This is a genomic window from Dawidia soli (genome assembly GCF_018598185.1).
Lineage (GTDB): Bacteria > Bacteroidota > Bacteroidia > Cytophagales > Cyclobacteriaceae > Ohtaekwangia > Ohtaekwangia soli.
This window is the reverse complement of the sequence record NZ_JAHESC010000017.1, coordinates 1-15708: the sequence shown is the minus strand read 5'-3', so window position 1 is coordinate 15708 and position 15708 is coordinate 1. Positions and strand designations below refer to the sequence as shown.

General features: G+C 51.0%; 12 protein-coding genes. All 12 read left to right on the top strand.

Translation table 11 applies throughout. The annotated features are described in order from the left end of the window. Positions 1-47 precede the first annotated feature (47 nt). Complete coding sequence (locus tag KK078_RS12970) at positions 48-2756, top strand: vWA domain-containing protein (protein WP_254090706.1); 2709 nt, start codon at positions 48-50, stop codon at positions 2754-2756. Between the two features lie 48 nt (positions 2757-2804). Further along, on the top strand, positions 2805-3317 hold the full coding sequence (locus tag KK078_RS12965) for an RNA polymerase sigma factor (protein WP_254090705.1): 513 nt from the start codon (positions 2805-2807) through the stop codon (positions 3315-3317). Continuing rightward, the gene (locus KK078_RS12960; RefSeq protein WP_254090704.1) at positions 3307-3819 is read left to right on the top strand and encodes a hypothetical protein; all 513 of its coding nucleotides are present in this window, start codon (positions 3307-3309) and stop codon (positions 3817-3819) included. The genes KK078_RS12965 and KK078_RS12960 overlap by 11 nt, the downstream gene beginning before the upstream one ends. A gap of 40 nt (positions 3820-3859) precedes the next feature. After that, the gene (locus tag KK078_RS12955; protein ID WP_254090703.1) at positions 3860-4387 is read left to right on the top strand and encodes a DUF4252 domain-containing protein; all 528 of its coding nucleotides are present in this window, start codon (positions 3860-3862) and stop codon (positions 4385-4387) included. Between the two features lie 123 nt (positions 4388-4510). Next, positions 4511-5020: a DUF4252 domain-containing protein gene (locus KK078_RS12950; protein WP_254090702.1), complete on the top strand. Its 510-nt coding sequence runs from the start codon at positions 4511-4513 to the stop codon at positions 5018-5020. Positions 5021-5077: 57 nt separating this feature from the next. Continuing rightward, a complete protein-coding gene (locus KK078_RS12945) occupies positions 5078-5968 on the top strand; it encodes an ABC transporter ATP-binding protein (protein ID WP_254090701.1) in 891 nt (296 codons plus the stop codon). A 17-nt stretch (positions 5969-5985) separates the two neighbouring features. Continuing rightward, positions 5986-6789 (top strand): ABC transporter permease subunit, encoded by an 804-nt coding sequence (locus tag KK078_RS12940; protein WP_254090700.1) that lies wholly within the window; start codon positions 5986-5988, stop codon positions 6787-6789. 93 nt (positions 6790-6882) lie between these two features. After that, positions 6883-8772, top strand: a complete 1890-nt coding sequence (locus KK078_RS12935) for a 7TM diverse intracellular signaling domain-containing protein (RefSeq protein WP_254090699.1) — start codon at positions 6883-6885, stop codon at positions 8770-8772. A 310-nt stretch (positions 8773-9082) separates the two neighbouring features. Further along, entirely contained in the window at positions 9083-12028 is a 2946-nt protein-coding gene (locus tag KK078_RS12930) for a SusC/RagA family TonB-linked outer membrane protein (protein WP_254090698.1), read from the top strand. An 11-nt stretch (positions 12029-12039) separates the two neighbouring features. Beyond that, entirely contained in the window at positions 12040-13506 is a 1467-nt protein-coding gene (locus KK078_RS12925) for a RagB/SusD family nutrient uptake outer membrane protein (RefSeq protein WP_254090697.1), read from the top strand. A gap of 47 nt (positions 13507-13553) precedes the next feature. Then, on the top strand, positions 13554-15014 hold the full coding sequence (locus KK078_RS12920; protein ID WP_254090696.1) for a glycoside hydrolase family 30 protein: 1461 nt from the start codon (positions 13554-13556) through the stop codon (positions 15012-15014). 205 nt (positions 15015-15219) lie between these two features. Next, positions 15220-15600 carry an Hsp20/alpha crystallin family protein gene (locus tag KK078_RS12915; RefSeq protein ID WP_254090695.1) on the top strand — a complete coding sequence of 127 codons (381 nt, stop codon included), beginning with the start codon at positions 15220-15222 and terminating at the stop codon, positions 15598-15600. Positions 15601-15708 lie beyond the last annotated feature (108 nt).

Below are 15708 nucleotides of genomic sequence, written 5' to 3'. Positions count from 1 at the left end.
GAAACAACCGGCTTTACATTATTTGTCTTATTTGGTAAGTTCGGGCCATGCGTCCCCTCATAAAAACCCTCCTTTTAATATGTGTTCCGGGTCTGGCAACCGCCATTACACCCGCCCAGCAAAAAGCGCTCAACAGCTACGTGGAATATGCCAACCACTCGGCGGGTGAAGTTACCCGGGTGGTCCAAAGTCTTATCGGTTATTACCCATCGCTCGCGAAGCCTACAGGTTGGTCCGCGCCGCGGTACACCTGCCCCGTGCAACTGGAAGACTACTACCTCAAAAACGCCCTGACACTCAGCGCCACCCTCGGCAGCCAGGCCGCCCCCCTGAATGCCCGGCTGAACGACCTGCGCGGCGCGGCCGAAAAGATCGATGCCCAATGCAAGGCCCTCGATACCTACCACAAGCTCGAAGACTATAAGCAAGACAACTATGCCAAAGCCCGCGACGTCGTAACAACCGTGCAGGGCTTGCTGAGGGACTATAAAGAAAAACAAGCCGCGTTGCAGGCCGCGTTGGAAGTCGCGTATAAAAAGTTGGTACCCGCCACAGGCCCATACCGACAGGCCGACGATAAACTACGGGCAGCCCTTGCGCAAGAGCGGGCGCTGCTCGACGCCTGGACATTTAACCTGCAACAGGAAACGCACACCGGCTGGCCGGTTCAGCCACTACAGCAGAGCGTCTTAACAACGATGACGCTGGTCGAAGACCTGAAAAAGACCACCACCGGGTTAAAATACCCGGCGTCGTTTTCCTGGTCCAACCTGATAGAAAGCTGGAACACGATCCTCGATGTAAAACGACGGGGTTGGGATGAATATAACTTTGATGCGCAAAAATCCGATGCTCATAGCAACAAGGTATACGCAGACCTGATCAACTATTATAACGGCACACTGGTCTCGGGATACAACAGCCTGCTGGATTACGTCGCCGCCGACGGGTATCGTGGTCTGAAAGCATTTGCCTACTTCCCCCTCTATGACATCCGGACCAGAGCAATACCGCCGGCCGTCGTGCTCAAACCTTTTCAGGAGGCTCCCGTGCCGCCGCTCGTCATCACCCCGTCCACCACGCCGATGTCGAGGTCCGTATACACATCCTTGGACCGCTACATCGATTACATAAATGAAACCTGGCACCAGACACGGTACATGCAAATGGTATTGACAAACCTCAGCAGCAGTGCCGACTATTACCGGAAATTGGAATCTTTCGAACGGCACGGGGCCATGAACTTTAATTATTCCGACTTCACCGTCCCGCTCTCCGCACACCAGCAGGCCATCACGGCAAGCAAATCCCTGCCGCCCGCAGTAGCGGCAACGTTAAACGCCGAAGCCACACAGATACTCACCATCCTGCAGGAAATGGATGCCCTGGCGGCGGCACTCCAGATCGAAGTACAGGAAAAACGATATGAAAAAGATCGCCTGGCAAGAATGACGGAAATGTTGGACCGTGAGAAAGAGCTCATGAAGGTGTGGGACGAAAAAAAGGAAAAGCTTTACACCGATGTGCGCCAAACCTTTAATGCCTGGCCGGCGACAAACAAGGCGGCGTCATGGTATATCGCCGGAAAAGCCCTCGAAGACCTGGCGGACCTCGACCGCGATGCCTTGTTCCAGGCAAAACAGCACTATGACAATGAAACCCCCGTCACCATTTCGACAACCGCCATTGACGCAAGCCTCCGCAACGTAATTGCCCGGGAGTATGAGAATATGAAGGGGATTGAAAAGATCGGCCGTAGTAACGGCAACTGCCCGTATACTCCATACGAAGACCTGCCCGAATCGTCGCGCAAGTTGAGCGAAGAGTTGCGCAAGCTTTCACCTGCCGTCGATGCCCGCCGGGAACACCCGTATTATTACATGGTATACCACTACAACGATGTAGTGGATGACTACAATAAATTCTGTGCGCTGTCGCACGAGGTCCTGCTGCTCAAGAAGGTCAAACAACCCCAGTTATTTTTGCCGCGATACGCAGGCCAGCCGTTGCCGGAGAAGCGCCCCGCGCGCCAGGCAGCGACAAAGGTGCCGGCGAGCGACCCACCCGCTAAAACATCGGAACAAAATCCCCCTGGGGTCACGCCCGGGGTTGGGCAGAACACCCACACCGTACAGCATGATACCATTTACATCGAGCGTCGTGACACCGTCTATCTGTCAGACGCCGGGGAAGACGTTCGATCCATGGAAGGCTACGCAACTAACCACCTGGTGCTGCTGCTCGATGTATCGGGGTCGATGAACCAACCCGGCAAATTGCCACTATTGAAGAAATCAGTGCTCGACCTGCTGTCGATGATGCGCACGGAAGACCAGGTGACGATCATCGCCTTTTCAGGCAAACCGAAAACACTATTGACCGCAGCTTCCTTTAAAGAAGAGGAAAAAATACGCCGGGCAATCGACGATCTGCAATCATCCGGAAAAACCGATGGTAACGCAGGCCTGAGGCTGGCCTATAAACTGGCTGACCAGCACTATATACGCGGCGGGAACAACCGTATCCTGCTGGCGACCGACGGCGAGTTTTCGGTGGACAGCGACGTATCAGGACTGATCGATAAATTTTCGCGGGAAGATATCTTCCTGTCCATCTTTAACTTTGGCAAAGGAATGGGGGCCTCGCAGAGCCTCGAAAAGCTGGCTGCGTCGGGCAAAGGCAACTACGCCGCTATTTCACCGCAAAACGTTGATCTTAAGCTGATTCGCGAAGTAAAAGCGAAAAAGAAGAAATAATGTGTAACAAACCTGAAGCGCGGGCGTCTTGCCTTTGAAATTCAGTACATGAACCTCGAATCCTTTCAAAACCGGGTGCTGCCTGCCAAAAACAAGCTCTTTCGCTTCGCCCTACGCTTTCTGGGGAGCGAAGAAGATGCGAAAGACGTGGTCCAGGAGGTATTCATTCGGGTTTGGAACGGTCGCGAGCAGATGAACGAGATACAGAACTGGGAGGCCTGGTGTATGCGCATCACCCGCAATCTCTCGCTGGATCGCATCCGCTCCAACAGCCGCCGGCAAACCCGGCCGATGGAAGAGACCTTCGACGTTCGTCAGGAAGCGTTGACACCGCACGAAACAACGGAGATCCGCGAAAGTATGCACCGTATCGGTCAAATCATCGAAGCCCTGCCCGAAAAACAACGGCAGATCATACACCTTCGGGATGTAGAAGGATACAGCTACAACGAGATCTGCGAAATACTGGAACTGGATATGAATCAGGTAAAAGTAAACCTGTTCAGAGCACGGAACACAGTGCGCGAAAAACTCACCAAGATGAACGCCTATGGACTCTAATAAGATCGAAGCCCTGCTGAAGAAATATTGGGAGGCCGAGACCTCGCAAGAAGAAGAGCAGCAACTACGCGAATGGTTCCGCATCCACGAGGCCCCAGAACCGTGGAAAGAAACCGCCGCCATGTTCCGTTACTTCGACGAGACCAAAAAAAAATCACTCGACGACGCTTCGTTTAACGCCACCGTCGTAAGCCATCTGCCCGCGGCCAGGACAGGGCGCGTGCGAAAGCTGGTCTATAATACCCTGCGGATAGCAGCGGGCGTCTCGGTGCTGTGCCTGGCCACATGGTTCGTACACAAAGAAATGCAGGAATCTACAGACCCAGAAGTGGTAGATACCTACAGCGACCCCAAGCTGGCATTTGAAGAAACAAAAAAGGCCCTGCTGCTCATTTCCCAAAGCTTTGGAAAAGCCGAAAAGCAAGCCCGGAAGATCAACATGTTTAACGAGGCACAGGAAGAAATTAGAAAAGAGAAAACAACACAGGAACAAAAGCTCTGAAAAGAGTAACAGACAGGAACGAACAGTAAACGGAAACACCATGAAAAAGATATATATAGTAATCATAGTAATGATGGCAGCACACGGCGTCTTTGCACAAGACGTTATCTCCAAGTTCTTCAATAAGTATCAGGGAGACGAATCATTCACACAAGTGACGATCAGCAGCAAAATGTTTAGCCTCTTCACCAACATGGAAGTGGAAAACAAAGAAGATCAGGAAGTGCTGAACGCCATCAGCAAGCTCAAGGGGCTACGAATCCTCGGCAAGGAAAATACATCCGACGCCCGCTCGCTATACAAGGAAGCTTTTGCGCTCATTCCTACCAAAGAGTTTGAAGAGCTCATGTCCGTGCGTGACAAGGACAAAGACATGAAATTCTATATTAAAGAAAGCGGCGGCAAGATTTCGGAGCTGGTGATGATCATGGGTGGCACGAAAGATTTTATGGTTATGAGCCTCTTTGGCGAGATCGACCTGAAACAGGTATCACGCATCGGCCGTAAGATGAATGTGAGCGGGCTCGAAAAGCTCGAGAACATGAAAGACGGCAAGAAACAGGAATAATTGCTCGGGTTGGCACAAGTCTTTGCTTCATCGCCGAAGACTTGTGTCCACCGTGACGTCCGCTAGTCTCCAGACGGGCGTATCTGCTCCCACAACAACTGTCTATACAATCAACAACCTCTTATGCGATACATCATAACACTCCTGCTGCTGGCAGCTGTAGGCTGGGCCAATGCCCAAAGCCCGGTGACCGAAGCGCTGTATAAGAAACATAGCGACGCCCTGACCTTGTTTTTCTATAACAATACACTCCGCATGCTTAACCAGACGAACGACAAGGACTTCGATGCCCTGATCGAAGATATAGAAAAGATGCGGTTCCTGATGATCAAAAAGGCAAACGGTTTTTCGATAAATGATTATCAAAAGCTGGTGGCAGACTATAAAACCGAGCAATTCGAAGAAATGATGTCCAGCCGTTACCAGGGGAAAAACTTTGATGTGTTCGTAAAAGAAAAGAACGGTGTAACAAAAGGCATGCTCGTATTGGTCAACGATGCAGAGAACCTGTTTGTACTCGATATCCTCGGACGGATCGCCATGGACAAGATCAGTAGCCTTTACCGTACGGTAAATGAAAACAGTGAGATCGGCGAGAAGATCAAAAATTTTACAAATAAAGATGGCCAGTGATGTATTGCCAGCCGTATTATAGACACCTACAGATAAAAGCACTAACCGATTCAACTGGTGGAAACCGTACTGGCGATAAATAACCTCGGCAAGAACTTCGGCCGCATACAAGCCGTCAACAACATAAGCTTGCAAGTAAAAGCCGGGCAGGTATTCGGAATGCTGGGGCCCAATGGCAGCGGCAAAACAACGACCTTGGGGATGCTCATGGGCGTAGTAAACCCCACGGCCGGCAGTTTCTCCTGGTTTGGCCAGCCACCGACCGACCACATGCGCAGACGGATCGGCGCTGTGCTGGAACATCCGATCTTCTATCCATACCTCAGCGGCCGGAAAAATCTCGAGCTCAATGCCATGATCAAACAGTGCCCGGTCGCAAACATTGACAACGTACTGGCATTGGTAGAGCTAACGGAACGCCAACACGATGCCTACAAAACGTACTCGCTGGGCATGAAGCAACGCCTCGCGATTGCCTCGGCGCTGTTGAACGATCCAGACGTGCTGATCCTCGATGAGCCCACCAACGGTTTGGACCCCATGGGCATTGCAGGCATTCGTGAGCTGATCATTCGGATTGCAGCAGGAGGAAAGACGATCATCCTGGCCAGCCACTTACTCGACGAAGTACAACGTGTATGTACACACTTTGCTATTTTGAAGAAAGGCACATTGATACACCATGGGCCCGTACATGACGTCGGCAAGGGCACGGAGACCGTAGAAGTAAAAGCCAACGCTCCCGACTTGTCACACGTGCTGCTGGCCTTCCCGGGTACATCCTCTGTCAATCGTGAAAACGGCAGTTTTCAGGTGCAGCTGCGTGAGCAGTACAAAGCAGCCGACCTCAATCGCTTTCTCTTTGAGAAAGATATCGTCGCCTCACACCTGGTCACCCGCCAGAAAAGCCTGGAACAACAGTTCTTGGAAATACTCGCCGAATCATAAACACAACGCCGCCGCGCATGCTTCACCTGTTACGCATAGACCTTAAGAAAATGTCCAGCTACCGCACCTTCTGGGTAGTATGTGGTTTATATTTTCTAACGCTGGGCTTCGGTGCCGCCAGCGGCATGGAATTTCTTAAATGGCTCGCCAGCTTCATCGATGGCTTCGGACAGGAAATAAACATCAACCGGATTCCGCTCTATCACTTTCCCGACGTATGGCTCAACCTGATCTGGTGCGCCGGCCTGCTGAAGGTGATCCTGGCCGTCATGGTGGTGATCTCGATCACCAATGAATACACCTATCGCACCTTGCGGCAGAATATTATTGACGGCCTGAGCCGGGGTGAGTTCCTGTTATCCAAGATCCTGACAAACGTGTTGCTGAGTCTCATGAGTGCAACGATGATCTTCGTGATAGGCCTCGTGACAGGTATGATCTATAGTCCCTCGCTGGAGTGGGGCAGAATGGTGACCGACCTGGAGTTCCTCCCGGCCTATTTTCTGGAAGTATTTTTCTTCCTGTCATACGCGCTGATGCTCGGCATCCTGATACAACGCTCGGGTCTCACCATCATTCTGCTGCTGCTGTCGCAATTGATCGAGTTTATCATCACGTCAAACGTTGACGACTATCTACCCGGTCTGATCCCGTTTTTCCCGATGGAATCGATCCGGAACCTAATCACATTTCCGTTCCCCCGGTATGCGTTCTCGGAGATCCGTGACTACATCAGCCCCGGCGCAGTAGCGATCGTACTCGCGTGGACACTCGTCTTTAATTATATCAGCTACCGCAAGCTAAAACGGTCAGATATCTGACATACGGCCAGTAGCGGAACCCATTTGTCGACAATAGTTGTTTCCCTTGCCGGGGTGCTTTAACATTGTATTTGGAAAAGCCCCGGGGGAGACATGAAGAAGAAGCTAATTGCCCTTGCCACTTGTTGGAGTCTATGCTACGTTGGCCAGGCTCAACCCGCCGTCGCGCTGGAAAATGTAGCGGGGCAACACATATTCTCCTTTCAGGAAATTCAATATCTCGAAGATCTTTCAGGCAAGCTTACCATAGACGATGTGAGCAGCCCGGCCTGGAATAGCCGCTTTAACCCCAGTGTAACCTTTAACCCGGAAAACAAACACCGAAATGCCGCATACTGGCACCGGGTGAAAATAAAGCTCGCGCCGACACAGCAAACGCGCTGGGTGATTGAATTCTTTGATCAGACCATAGACAGTATTGATTTTTACACACCGACCTCGCGTGGATACATACGCAATAGGTACGGTGACCACCAGGAATTCTCCGCCAGGCCGCTAAAGCACAAAAACTTTGTCATCCCCATCGCCAACGACAAAGCCGAAGAGGTAACGTATTACTTCCGCCTTCGCTCGGCCCAGCAAGCCGAAGCGATCGTGGTACTCCGCTCGGCAGACTACCTGTTTGAGTATGCTACGGATGAATATTTCTTCTTTGGCATATTCTACGGCATGATCCTGGTATTCTCTTTTTATAACCTGCTGATGTATGCCGCTGTGCGCGAAAGCCACTACCTGTTATACATGCTCTACCTGGTGGGCATCGGTGTATACGAAATGAGCGCCGACGGCATAGCGTTTCAATATTTATGGCCGCGGGCAATAACCTGGAACCAATATGCACCCGGCATAGCCCTATACCTTGCCTCGACCTTTGCGCTTTTCTTTGCAGCGTCTGTGCTCAACCTCCGAAAAGAGGTGCCGCCATTATTTAAGCTTATCCTGGGAGCCTTTGCATTCAGGACCATATTCCTCCTGGTAAGTCTGTTCATCGTGCATGACTGGTTTGCCGTCCGGTTCATTGAGATCGTACCATTTGCAGTGGCGTTCTACGCCGGTGTGCACCGGTGGGCCAAAGGTTATTCCGCCGCCCGGTTTTTGGTCATAGGCTATAGCATCCTGCTATTCGGTGTGGTAAGCAAAGTGTCGTTGTATTTTGACTTCGAGTGGATGCCCTTTGGGCAACTGTCACATTATAGCCTGGGCTTTTGCTTTATCCTCGAAATGCTTTTCCTGTCATTCGCGATCAGTGATAAGATTCGCATGCTCCGCATCGAAAAAGCCGAAGCCCAGGAGAAGACCATCGAACAGCTGCACGAAAACCAACGCCTCAAAGACGGCCTGAACCAGGAGCTGGAGGAGCAGGTGCGGATGAAAACGGCCCAGATCGTACAAAAGACAGAGCTCATCGAAGAGCAGAATCACCGGTTGGAGGAAGCCAACGTCCGGCTGGCCCGGCAGGCAGAAGAGATCGCCGCCATGAACATCCTGCTCGCCCGCGACAACGACCAGCTCAAGCACGACGTAGCCGAGGTCAAAGAAGCCCGCATACTATCCAAAGAAGTAGACTTCGAAGAATTCAGCGCGATGTATCCGGACGATGATAGCTGCCTGAAGTTCCTGGCCGACATAAAATGGCACAACGATTATGCCTGTCGTAAATGTGGTCACGCACAGTACAGTGCCGGGAAAAGCCCCTACAGCCGGCGCTGCTCCAAATGCGGGTACGACGAGTCGGTGACGGCCTACACCGTGCTGCAGAACACCCGATTGCCTATCAACAAAGCGTTTTACATGATCTTCCTGGTTTACAGTTCCCAGGGAAACATATCTTCTCACAAACTTTCCGAGATCCTCGGCATCCGCCAGAGCACCTGCTGGACCTATAGTTCGCGCATCAAGAAAACGATGAAGGAAAGACGCCGCCATGGCGCCCTGCACCTGCGGGAAGGCTGGAATTCCATTTTAGTAGAGGAAGAGAAATGATTTTAGTGCTCTGACTAATAGACACTTAGCGATTTTGAAAAATAAATCCGAACACTGCGTTCGAAATCGTAATCGATTGATATTCTTTTTTTTACCATCACTGCTGCCGTAAACGTTTGCAGTTTTCCTGGCGTATCAGTACCGCTTTCAGCTTCTGATCGCAATCCCTCAAACTGTCTCAGAAAGGGCATTTTTTACTTGCGACTGAAGCGTATCATTTTTTGTAACTATCTACCGATCAGTAAGTTGTATCGCGATTAGAAAACACTCCTCTAAATTTGGTTCAACAACTCAACCAAACTAAAACAATATGAAAAGAGGTTTACTCCTACTGTGGAGCATGCTGTTGTCGGCCGCCCTGTGGGCCCAAAACAGCAGCGTCTCCGGGAAAGTTACTTCACCGGATGGCCAGTCGCTGCCCGGCGTAAACGTCGTGCTAAAAGGTACGACCACCGGTACCATCACCGATGGCGACGGCAACTACAAACTGGAAGCGATCGAAGGAACGCTGGTCTTTTCGTTCATCGGCTACCAGATTTTAGAGATTCCCATAGATAACCGCTCGGTCATCGATGTGAAAATGGAAGAAGACCTGACCACTCTCGAACAGGTCGTGGTGGTAGGATACGGTACCCAACGGAAAAAGGATCTGACCACAGCGGTGGCCATCGTCGACCAAACCGCCATCAAAGATCGCCCCCTGACTTCCGCGGCAGAAGCCCTGCAAGGTAAAGCGGCCGGTGTGCAGGTAACACAGACATCCGGCAAGCCGGGTGGCGAGATTTCCATTCGCGTGCGCGGTGCCACTTCCGTACAAGCCGGCAACGAGCCCCTGTATGTAGTCGACGGCGTACCTACAACTGACATCCGAGGTATCAACGCCAATGACATCGAAAGCATGAGCGTATTGAAAGACGCTTCGTCTGCCGCGATCTATGGTGCCCGTGCAGCCAACGGTGTGGTACTGGTCACAACAAAGCGCGGTAAAGCCAATACACCCCAGCTTCAGTTCTTAGCAAACGTCGGTGTAACCGAAGTGACCAGGAAGCTCGACGTGCTGAACACCGAACAATATCGCGAGCTGATGAGCGAGATCAACAACACGATAGTGGATCCGGCGCTCACGCAGAATACAAATTGGCAGGATGAGACCTACGGAACGGGTTCATTTCAAAACTACCAGTTGTCTTATTCCGGCGGTACCGATAAAAGCCAATACTATGTGTCGGGTGGCTATCTCAACAACAAAGGCATCATAAATCCATCGGAATATAACCGCTATACGTTGCGCCTGAACCTCGACAACCAGGTGAAGGAGTGGCTCAAGATGGGTACGAATTTCAACTTCGTACGTTCCAAGTATAAGAACACGGAAGACAACAAAGCCGGAGGTCGCGGCGGTGTAATCTTAAGTGCATTGACAACGCCGCCGTTCCTGACAATTTACAATCCGGACGGCAGCGGACAATTTGCGCCGAACCCCTTCCAACCTTCATGGGAAAACCCCGTCGCATTTATGGAAGGTGCCGATGAAGGCACAACCGATGATCGCCTGATTGGCAATCTCAATGCAGAAGTGAAGATTCTCGAAGGGCTTTCCTTCCGAACGAACTTTGGTGTGGACTATACCATTCATCGCAATGACTATTTCCTGGATCCATTTAGAACCGTATTCGGCAGAGACCCAGCCAATCACGGCATCGGTCGTACGGATCAATCGACAACATTTGCATGGTTGAGCGAGAATACATTCAACTACACAAAATCGTTCGGTGTTCACAACGTGAACGTGTTGGCGGGTATGACGGCACAGGAATCGACATGGGAACGTACGTTTATCGAGGCAAAGGACTTTCCGAGTGTACCGGGTGTACAAACGTTGAACGCAGCGAACCAAATTGTGAATGCCTACACGGAAGCCAACGATTGGGCGCTGGCATCGATGCTGGCACGTGTGAACTATGACTATGATGGTAAATACCTGTTTACAGCTACCGTACGCCGGGATGGATCCTCAAAGTTTGCTCCTGGCCGTCACTGGGGTACATTCCCTTCGGTATCCGCTGGTTGGAGAATTTCGGCAGAGCCGTTTATGCAAAGTGTCACGTTTATCAACGACCTGAAGTTGCGTGCGGGCTGGGGTAAGAATGGAAACCAGGAAGGCATCAATAACTACGCTTACTATACGCAATGGGGATTCCGTCGCAGATCAGACCTGGGGCAAGGACCGGAGTTTGTGAAAGAGTCGACATTGGGCGGCACGGGTATCCAATGGGAGGAAACAACACAGACAAATATCGGCATCGATCTTTCTGTGCTGAATTCGCGATTGACCTTTACGTTTGACGCCTACCTCAAAAAGACAGACGGCTTGTTGCTGGACGTGGGATTCCCCTACTATACAGGGTTCGATTATCTTCGCCGAAACTCGGGTAAGGTAGAGAACAAAGGTCTTGAATTTGCCATATCGTCCATTAACGTAGAGAGCGATCTGCGATGGACAACGGACTTTAATATCTCCATGAACCGGAATAAGATTATGGAGCTGAACTACAATGACGTGTATTACTATGCGCCGATGTATAGCAACGGCGATCAATACCTTGTTCGGATGACGGAAGGAAGCTCCCTGGGCACATTCTTTGGCTACGTTTACGAGGGCGTAGATCCCGACAACGGAAATCCTCTTTTTCGCGATTTTACCGGTAACGGGTTAAACGATGCCGACCGCACGGTTATTGGCAATGCACAGCCGAAATTTATCTTCGGCTTGACCAATAATCTGTCGTATAAGCGTTTCGATTTGAATATCTTCTTGCAGGGGTCCTATGGAAACGATATTTACAACGCAACGCGCATGGAACTGGAAGGTATGTATGATTCAAAGAACCAATCGACAGCGGTGCTGAATCGTTGGACGGAAAATAACCGCAATACCGATATGCCGCGCGCAGGCTATGGTGTAGCAGCGATCCGGAATTCGACACGATTCGTGGAGGATGGTTCTTATCTTCGTGTAAAGAACGTGACCCTTGCGTACAACGTAAACACGAGCCAGTTTGAGAAATTGGGGATAACTAAATTGTCCGTCTATGCCACGGGTCAGAACCTGTTGACTTGGACAAACTACTCTGGCTATGACCCGGAAGTGAATGCATATTCAACCGTTACCGGCAGAGGGACTGAACTTGGTATCGACTATGGAACTTATCCACAATCGAGAACGGTCATCCTGGGACTAAATGTTACATTCTAAACAGACGAGCCATGAAAAAAATAATGCGATATAGCTATATAAGCATGCTGTTGACAACGGGCATGCTGCTGCAAAGATGCGACGATTTCCTGGAAAGAGATCCGCTTTCCAGGCAAACAAACGATGATTTAGGGAATACTCCAGGTTCGACCGGATTCACAACAGCAGATCAGGCAGAGGCCGTTCTGGCGGGGTGTTATGGAGATTTTAGAAATGAATATTTTCAATTGGATTATTATGTGAATGGTGACGCACAGTCGGACAACGCCTATGCTGGCGCCGACAACCCTAATAATTTTCAGATCGATGAATATGCTATCGAATCGGTAAATAATAATGTACTTCGCGACTGGCGTTATCTGTATGGCACGATCGCCAAGACGAACACGGTACTGGATCACATCGATGAGGTGACCGACGCGGCGTTGATGGAGGCCAGAAGAGCCGAGATAAAGGGTGAAGCCGCATTTATTCGTGGATTCATGTATTTCGAACTAGTGCGTCAGTTTGGTGACGTGCCATTGCTGATACATGAAATAACAGAATGGGACGTTGATGATCTGGATAAAATATACGTAGCACGCGCGCCGCAAGCCGACGTATACCAGCAGATCATACAAGACCTGGAACTGGCCGTCGCCAACGCAAGAGCAGCTTCTGTTAACCGGAACATCGTAACCAAAAGCACAGCCCATTTTCTGCTGGCAAAGGTATACGCTACGATCGAACCGCACGACTGGAATAAAGTTCATGAACACGCCGATGCAGTATTGGCGGCCGGATTCGAGCTGTTGCCGGAGTTCGATCAGTTGTGGGACGGAACGCATGAGAATTCATCGGAAGCAATCTTTGAAATAACCTATGACGGCTGGGACGCCGGCACAGGCAACTGGGGCGCGGGTATGTTCTACGGCATCGACTGGAAAAAATTCAATACACCCACCAACGATCTCGTGGCAGCGTTTGATGCGGAGGGTGATGAGATTCGCAGAGATGCATCCATCCGCTTTGCAGATGTTACCGGGAAATGGTCGGACCGTTATTGGCCACTGACGAACTTCCCCTATGCCTATAAATACAGGAACACCAGCGGCACGCAAAACTATATTTTGTTTCGCCTGGCGGACATCATGCTGCTGAAGGCCGAAGCGTTGACCCATGACGGCCAACTCGAAGCCGCCGCCGATCTGGTAAATGAGATCCGTGCCCGCGTAGACCTTGACCCGATCACGCCGACGACGGAAGCCGATATGCTCCTGGCCATCGAAAAGGAACGTCGCTTAGAGCTTGTCTTTGAAGGGCAGCGTTGGTACGATCTGAAACGCACCGGACGAGCGCTTGAAGTAATGAATGCCTTCCGCGACGGAAACGGCAACAGCCTGGGCTACACGTTAACGGAAGACCGACTGTTCTGGCCCATACCGCAAAACGAACGCGATAAGAACGAAAAGCTGACACAAAACAACGGATACTTCTAAAAGAAAGGAAGAGCCCTGTACAACCAGGGTTCTTCTGACATATAAAGATGAGAATAAATTCAAACGTAAAAACGAATGCCCTGGGCATAGCACTGGTGCTGACAAGTATTCTATGGCAAGGATGCCAACGGAACGACCAGGAAAAACAGACAACATCCGAAACAGAAGTTGAGGCGTCGTCCCTCCATTCGTACTTAACCACCGGCGACAGGTCATCCCTGCTGGCGAAGGACCAGCAACCACTGGCATTTAGCACGGAGCCCAGCGACTTGCCTGTAATCGAGGTGGACTCGACCCAACGGTATCAGACGATCGACGGGTTCGGTTACGCCCTGACCGGTGGAAGTGCCTACCACATTCAGCGACTGACGCCGGCCAAACGAGAAGCACTGCTCAAAGAGTTATTTCAGTGGGACGGCACGAACATTGGGATAAGCTACCTGCGGGTAAGCATGGGTGCCTCCGACCTGGACGACCACGTCTTCTCATACAACGATCTGCCCACCGGTAAAACTGACCCCGAGCTAAAAGGCTTTACGCTGGAGGAAGACAGGAAATACCTCATACCGGCGCTCAAACAAATACTGGCAATTAATCCTGACATAAAGATCATGGGCAGCCCATGGTCGGCGCCCGCTTGGATGAAGACCAACGGTCACCCGAAAGGGGGAAGCCTGAAGACCGAGTTTTACGAAACCTATGCAAACTACTTTGTGCGTTATATACAAGACATGGCTGCGGAAGGGGTAATCATAGACGCCATCACGCTGCAGAATGAACCCGAGAACCCCAAGAATACCCCCAGCATGCTGATGACGTCAGCCGAGCAAGCGGCGTTCGTAAAAAACAATCTGGGACCCGCATTTGAAAAGGCTGGTATAAAAACGAAGATCGTGGTCTTCGATCACAATTGTGATCATCCCAACTATCCTATCGAAGTGTTGAACGATGCAGAGGCCAGGAAATACATCGACGGTTCGGCCTTCCATCTTTACCTGGGCGAGATCGAAGCATTATCGGAAGTGCACCAGGCACATCCCGACAAACATGTTTATTTCACCGAGCAGTGGACCTCACCTCAAAGTGCATTCGGTGACGACCTGCGTTGGCATACCCGTCACCTCATCATCGGGGCTACGCGCAATTGGAGTCGCAACGTGCTGGAGTGGAACCTGGCTGCCGACCCCGAGTTCAAGCCTCACACCGACGACGGCGGATGTACCATGTGTCAGGGGGCATTGACGATCGATAACGACGCCGTCACACGCAACGTGTCGTACTACATTATCGCGCATGCCTCGAAGTTTGTACGACCGGGTGCGGTGCGTATAGCGTCGACCATAACGGGAGACTTGTACAATGTCGCGTTTCTAAATGCCTCGGGCGAAAAAGTACTGATTGTGGTCAACGACAGCAACGAAGCCAAACGATTTGGCATTCGCTACAATGATAAAGTAGCTGCCACGGCGCTGTCGCCGGGAGCGGTAGCCACCTATACCTGGCCCTAGACCATTCCGGTTAAACGCCAAAATGGCCTGCCTAAAAGGCAGGCTTTTTTTTTGCTCTTCCGGGAACTTGTTTTCTGATCGCCTTTTCCCGCACATTTACGGCGTATTCGCTTCTGGCACGCATTCCGGCCGGCTGCCCGTATGTCTTAAAAAATGTGTTGGTACACCGATTGACCCTATCCGTTGCAAGAAGGAGAAATGAATTATGAAAAAGAACAATTTCCAGGACCTGTTAACGTCGGTTGATGTTCTGAACACCATAAACGGAGGCATCAGCGAACCAAGCGTAGTCTTCCACCAACAAGCAGACGGTCGCGAGCTTCGCGCACGGGTGCCCGGTATGGAAAAGGAAGTGCTGCAGGCAGAAGTTCACAATAATACACTGTCGGTATTTTACCTCATACCCATTACGGTACGCGAAAAAGTAGTGCAAATGCCGCAAGTAGTATATAGCAAAACGATACCGTACTATGTTGACATCAGCGGCATTCGCGCCGAGTACGAAGGCCAGGAGCTTGTCGTGCGGATGCCCTTCAACGAGCTTTCCAGCGGGTATCATAAAAAGCTGACAATAGACGAAGACTAAAAGATCATAACGCCCCGGGACCCCGGGGCGTTTTTTTATTCACGTTCGGGTAAATACCCCGCGGCTTGCCGCGTACGAAGAAAATAGTAAATTCCGGGCGTGAGCCCC

Bases quoted from the DNA above. Each gene is read 5' to 3' on its own strand.
- KK078_RS12915 (WP_254090695.1), top strand. From the start codon at position 15,220: ATGAAAAAGAACAATTTCCAGGACCTGTTAACGTCGGTTGATGTTCTG.
- KK078_RS12920 (WP_254090696.1), top strand. From the start codon at position 13,554: ATGAGAATAAATTCAAACGTAAAAACGAATGCCCTGGGCATAGCACTG.
- KK078_RS12950 (WP_254090702.1), top strand. From the start codon at position 4,511: ATGCGATACATCATAACACTCCTGCTGCTGGCAGCTGTAGGCTGGGCC.
- KK078_RS12935 (WP_254090699.1), top strand. From the start codon at position 6,883: ATGAAGAAGAAGCTAATTGCCCTTGCCACTTGTTGGAGTCTATGCTAC.
- KK078_RS12970 (WP_254090706.1), top strand. From the start codon at position 48: ATGCGTCCCCTCATAAAAACCCTCCTTTTAATATGTGTTCCGGGTCTG.
- KK078_RS12930 (WP_254090698.1), top strand. From the start codon at position 9,083: ATGAAAAGAGGTTTACTCCTACTGTGGAGCATGCTGTTGTCGGCCGCC.
- KK078_RS12965 (WP_254090705.1), top strand. From the start codon at position 2,805: ATGAACCTCGAATCCTTTCAAAACCGGGTGCTGCCTGCCAAAAACAAG.
- KK078_RS12960 (WP_254090704.1), top strand. From the start codon at position 3,307: ATGGACTCTAATAAGATCGAAGCCCTGCTGAAGAAATATTGGGAGGCC.
- KK078_RS12940 (WP_254090700.1), top strand. From the start codon at position 5,986: ATGCTTCACCTGTTACGCATAGACCTTAAGAAAATGTCCAGCTACCGC.
- KK078_RS12925 (WP_254090697.1), top strand. From the start codon at position 12,040: ATGAAAAAAATAATGCGATATAGCTATATAAGCATGCTGTTGACAACG.
- KK078_RS12955 (WP_254090703.1), top strand. From the start codon at position 3,860: ATGAAAAAGATATATATAGTAATCATAGTAATGATGGCAGCACACGGC.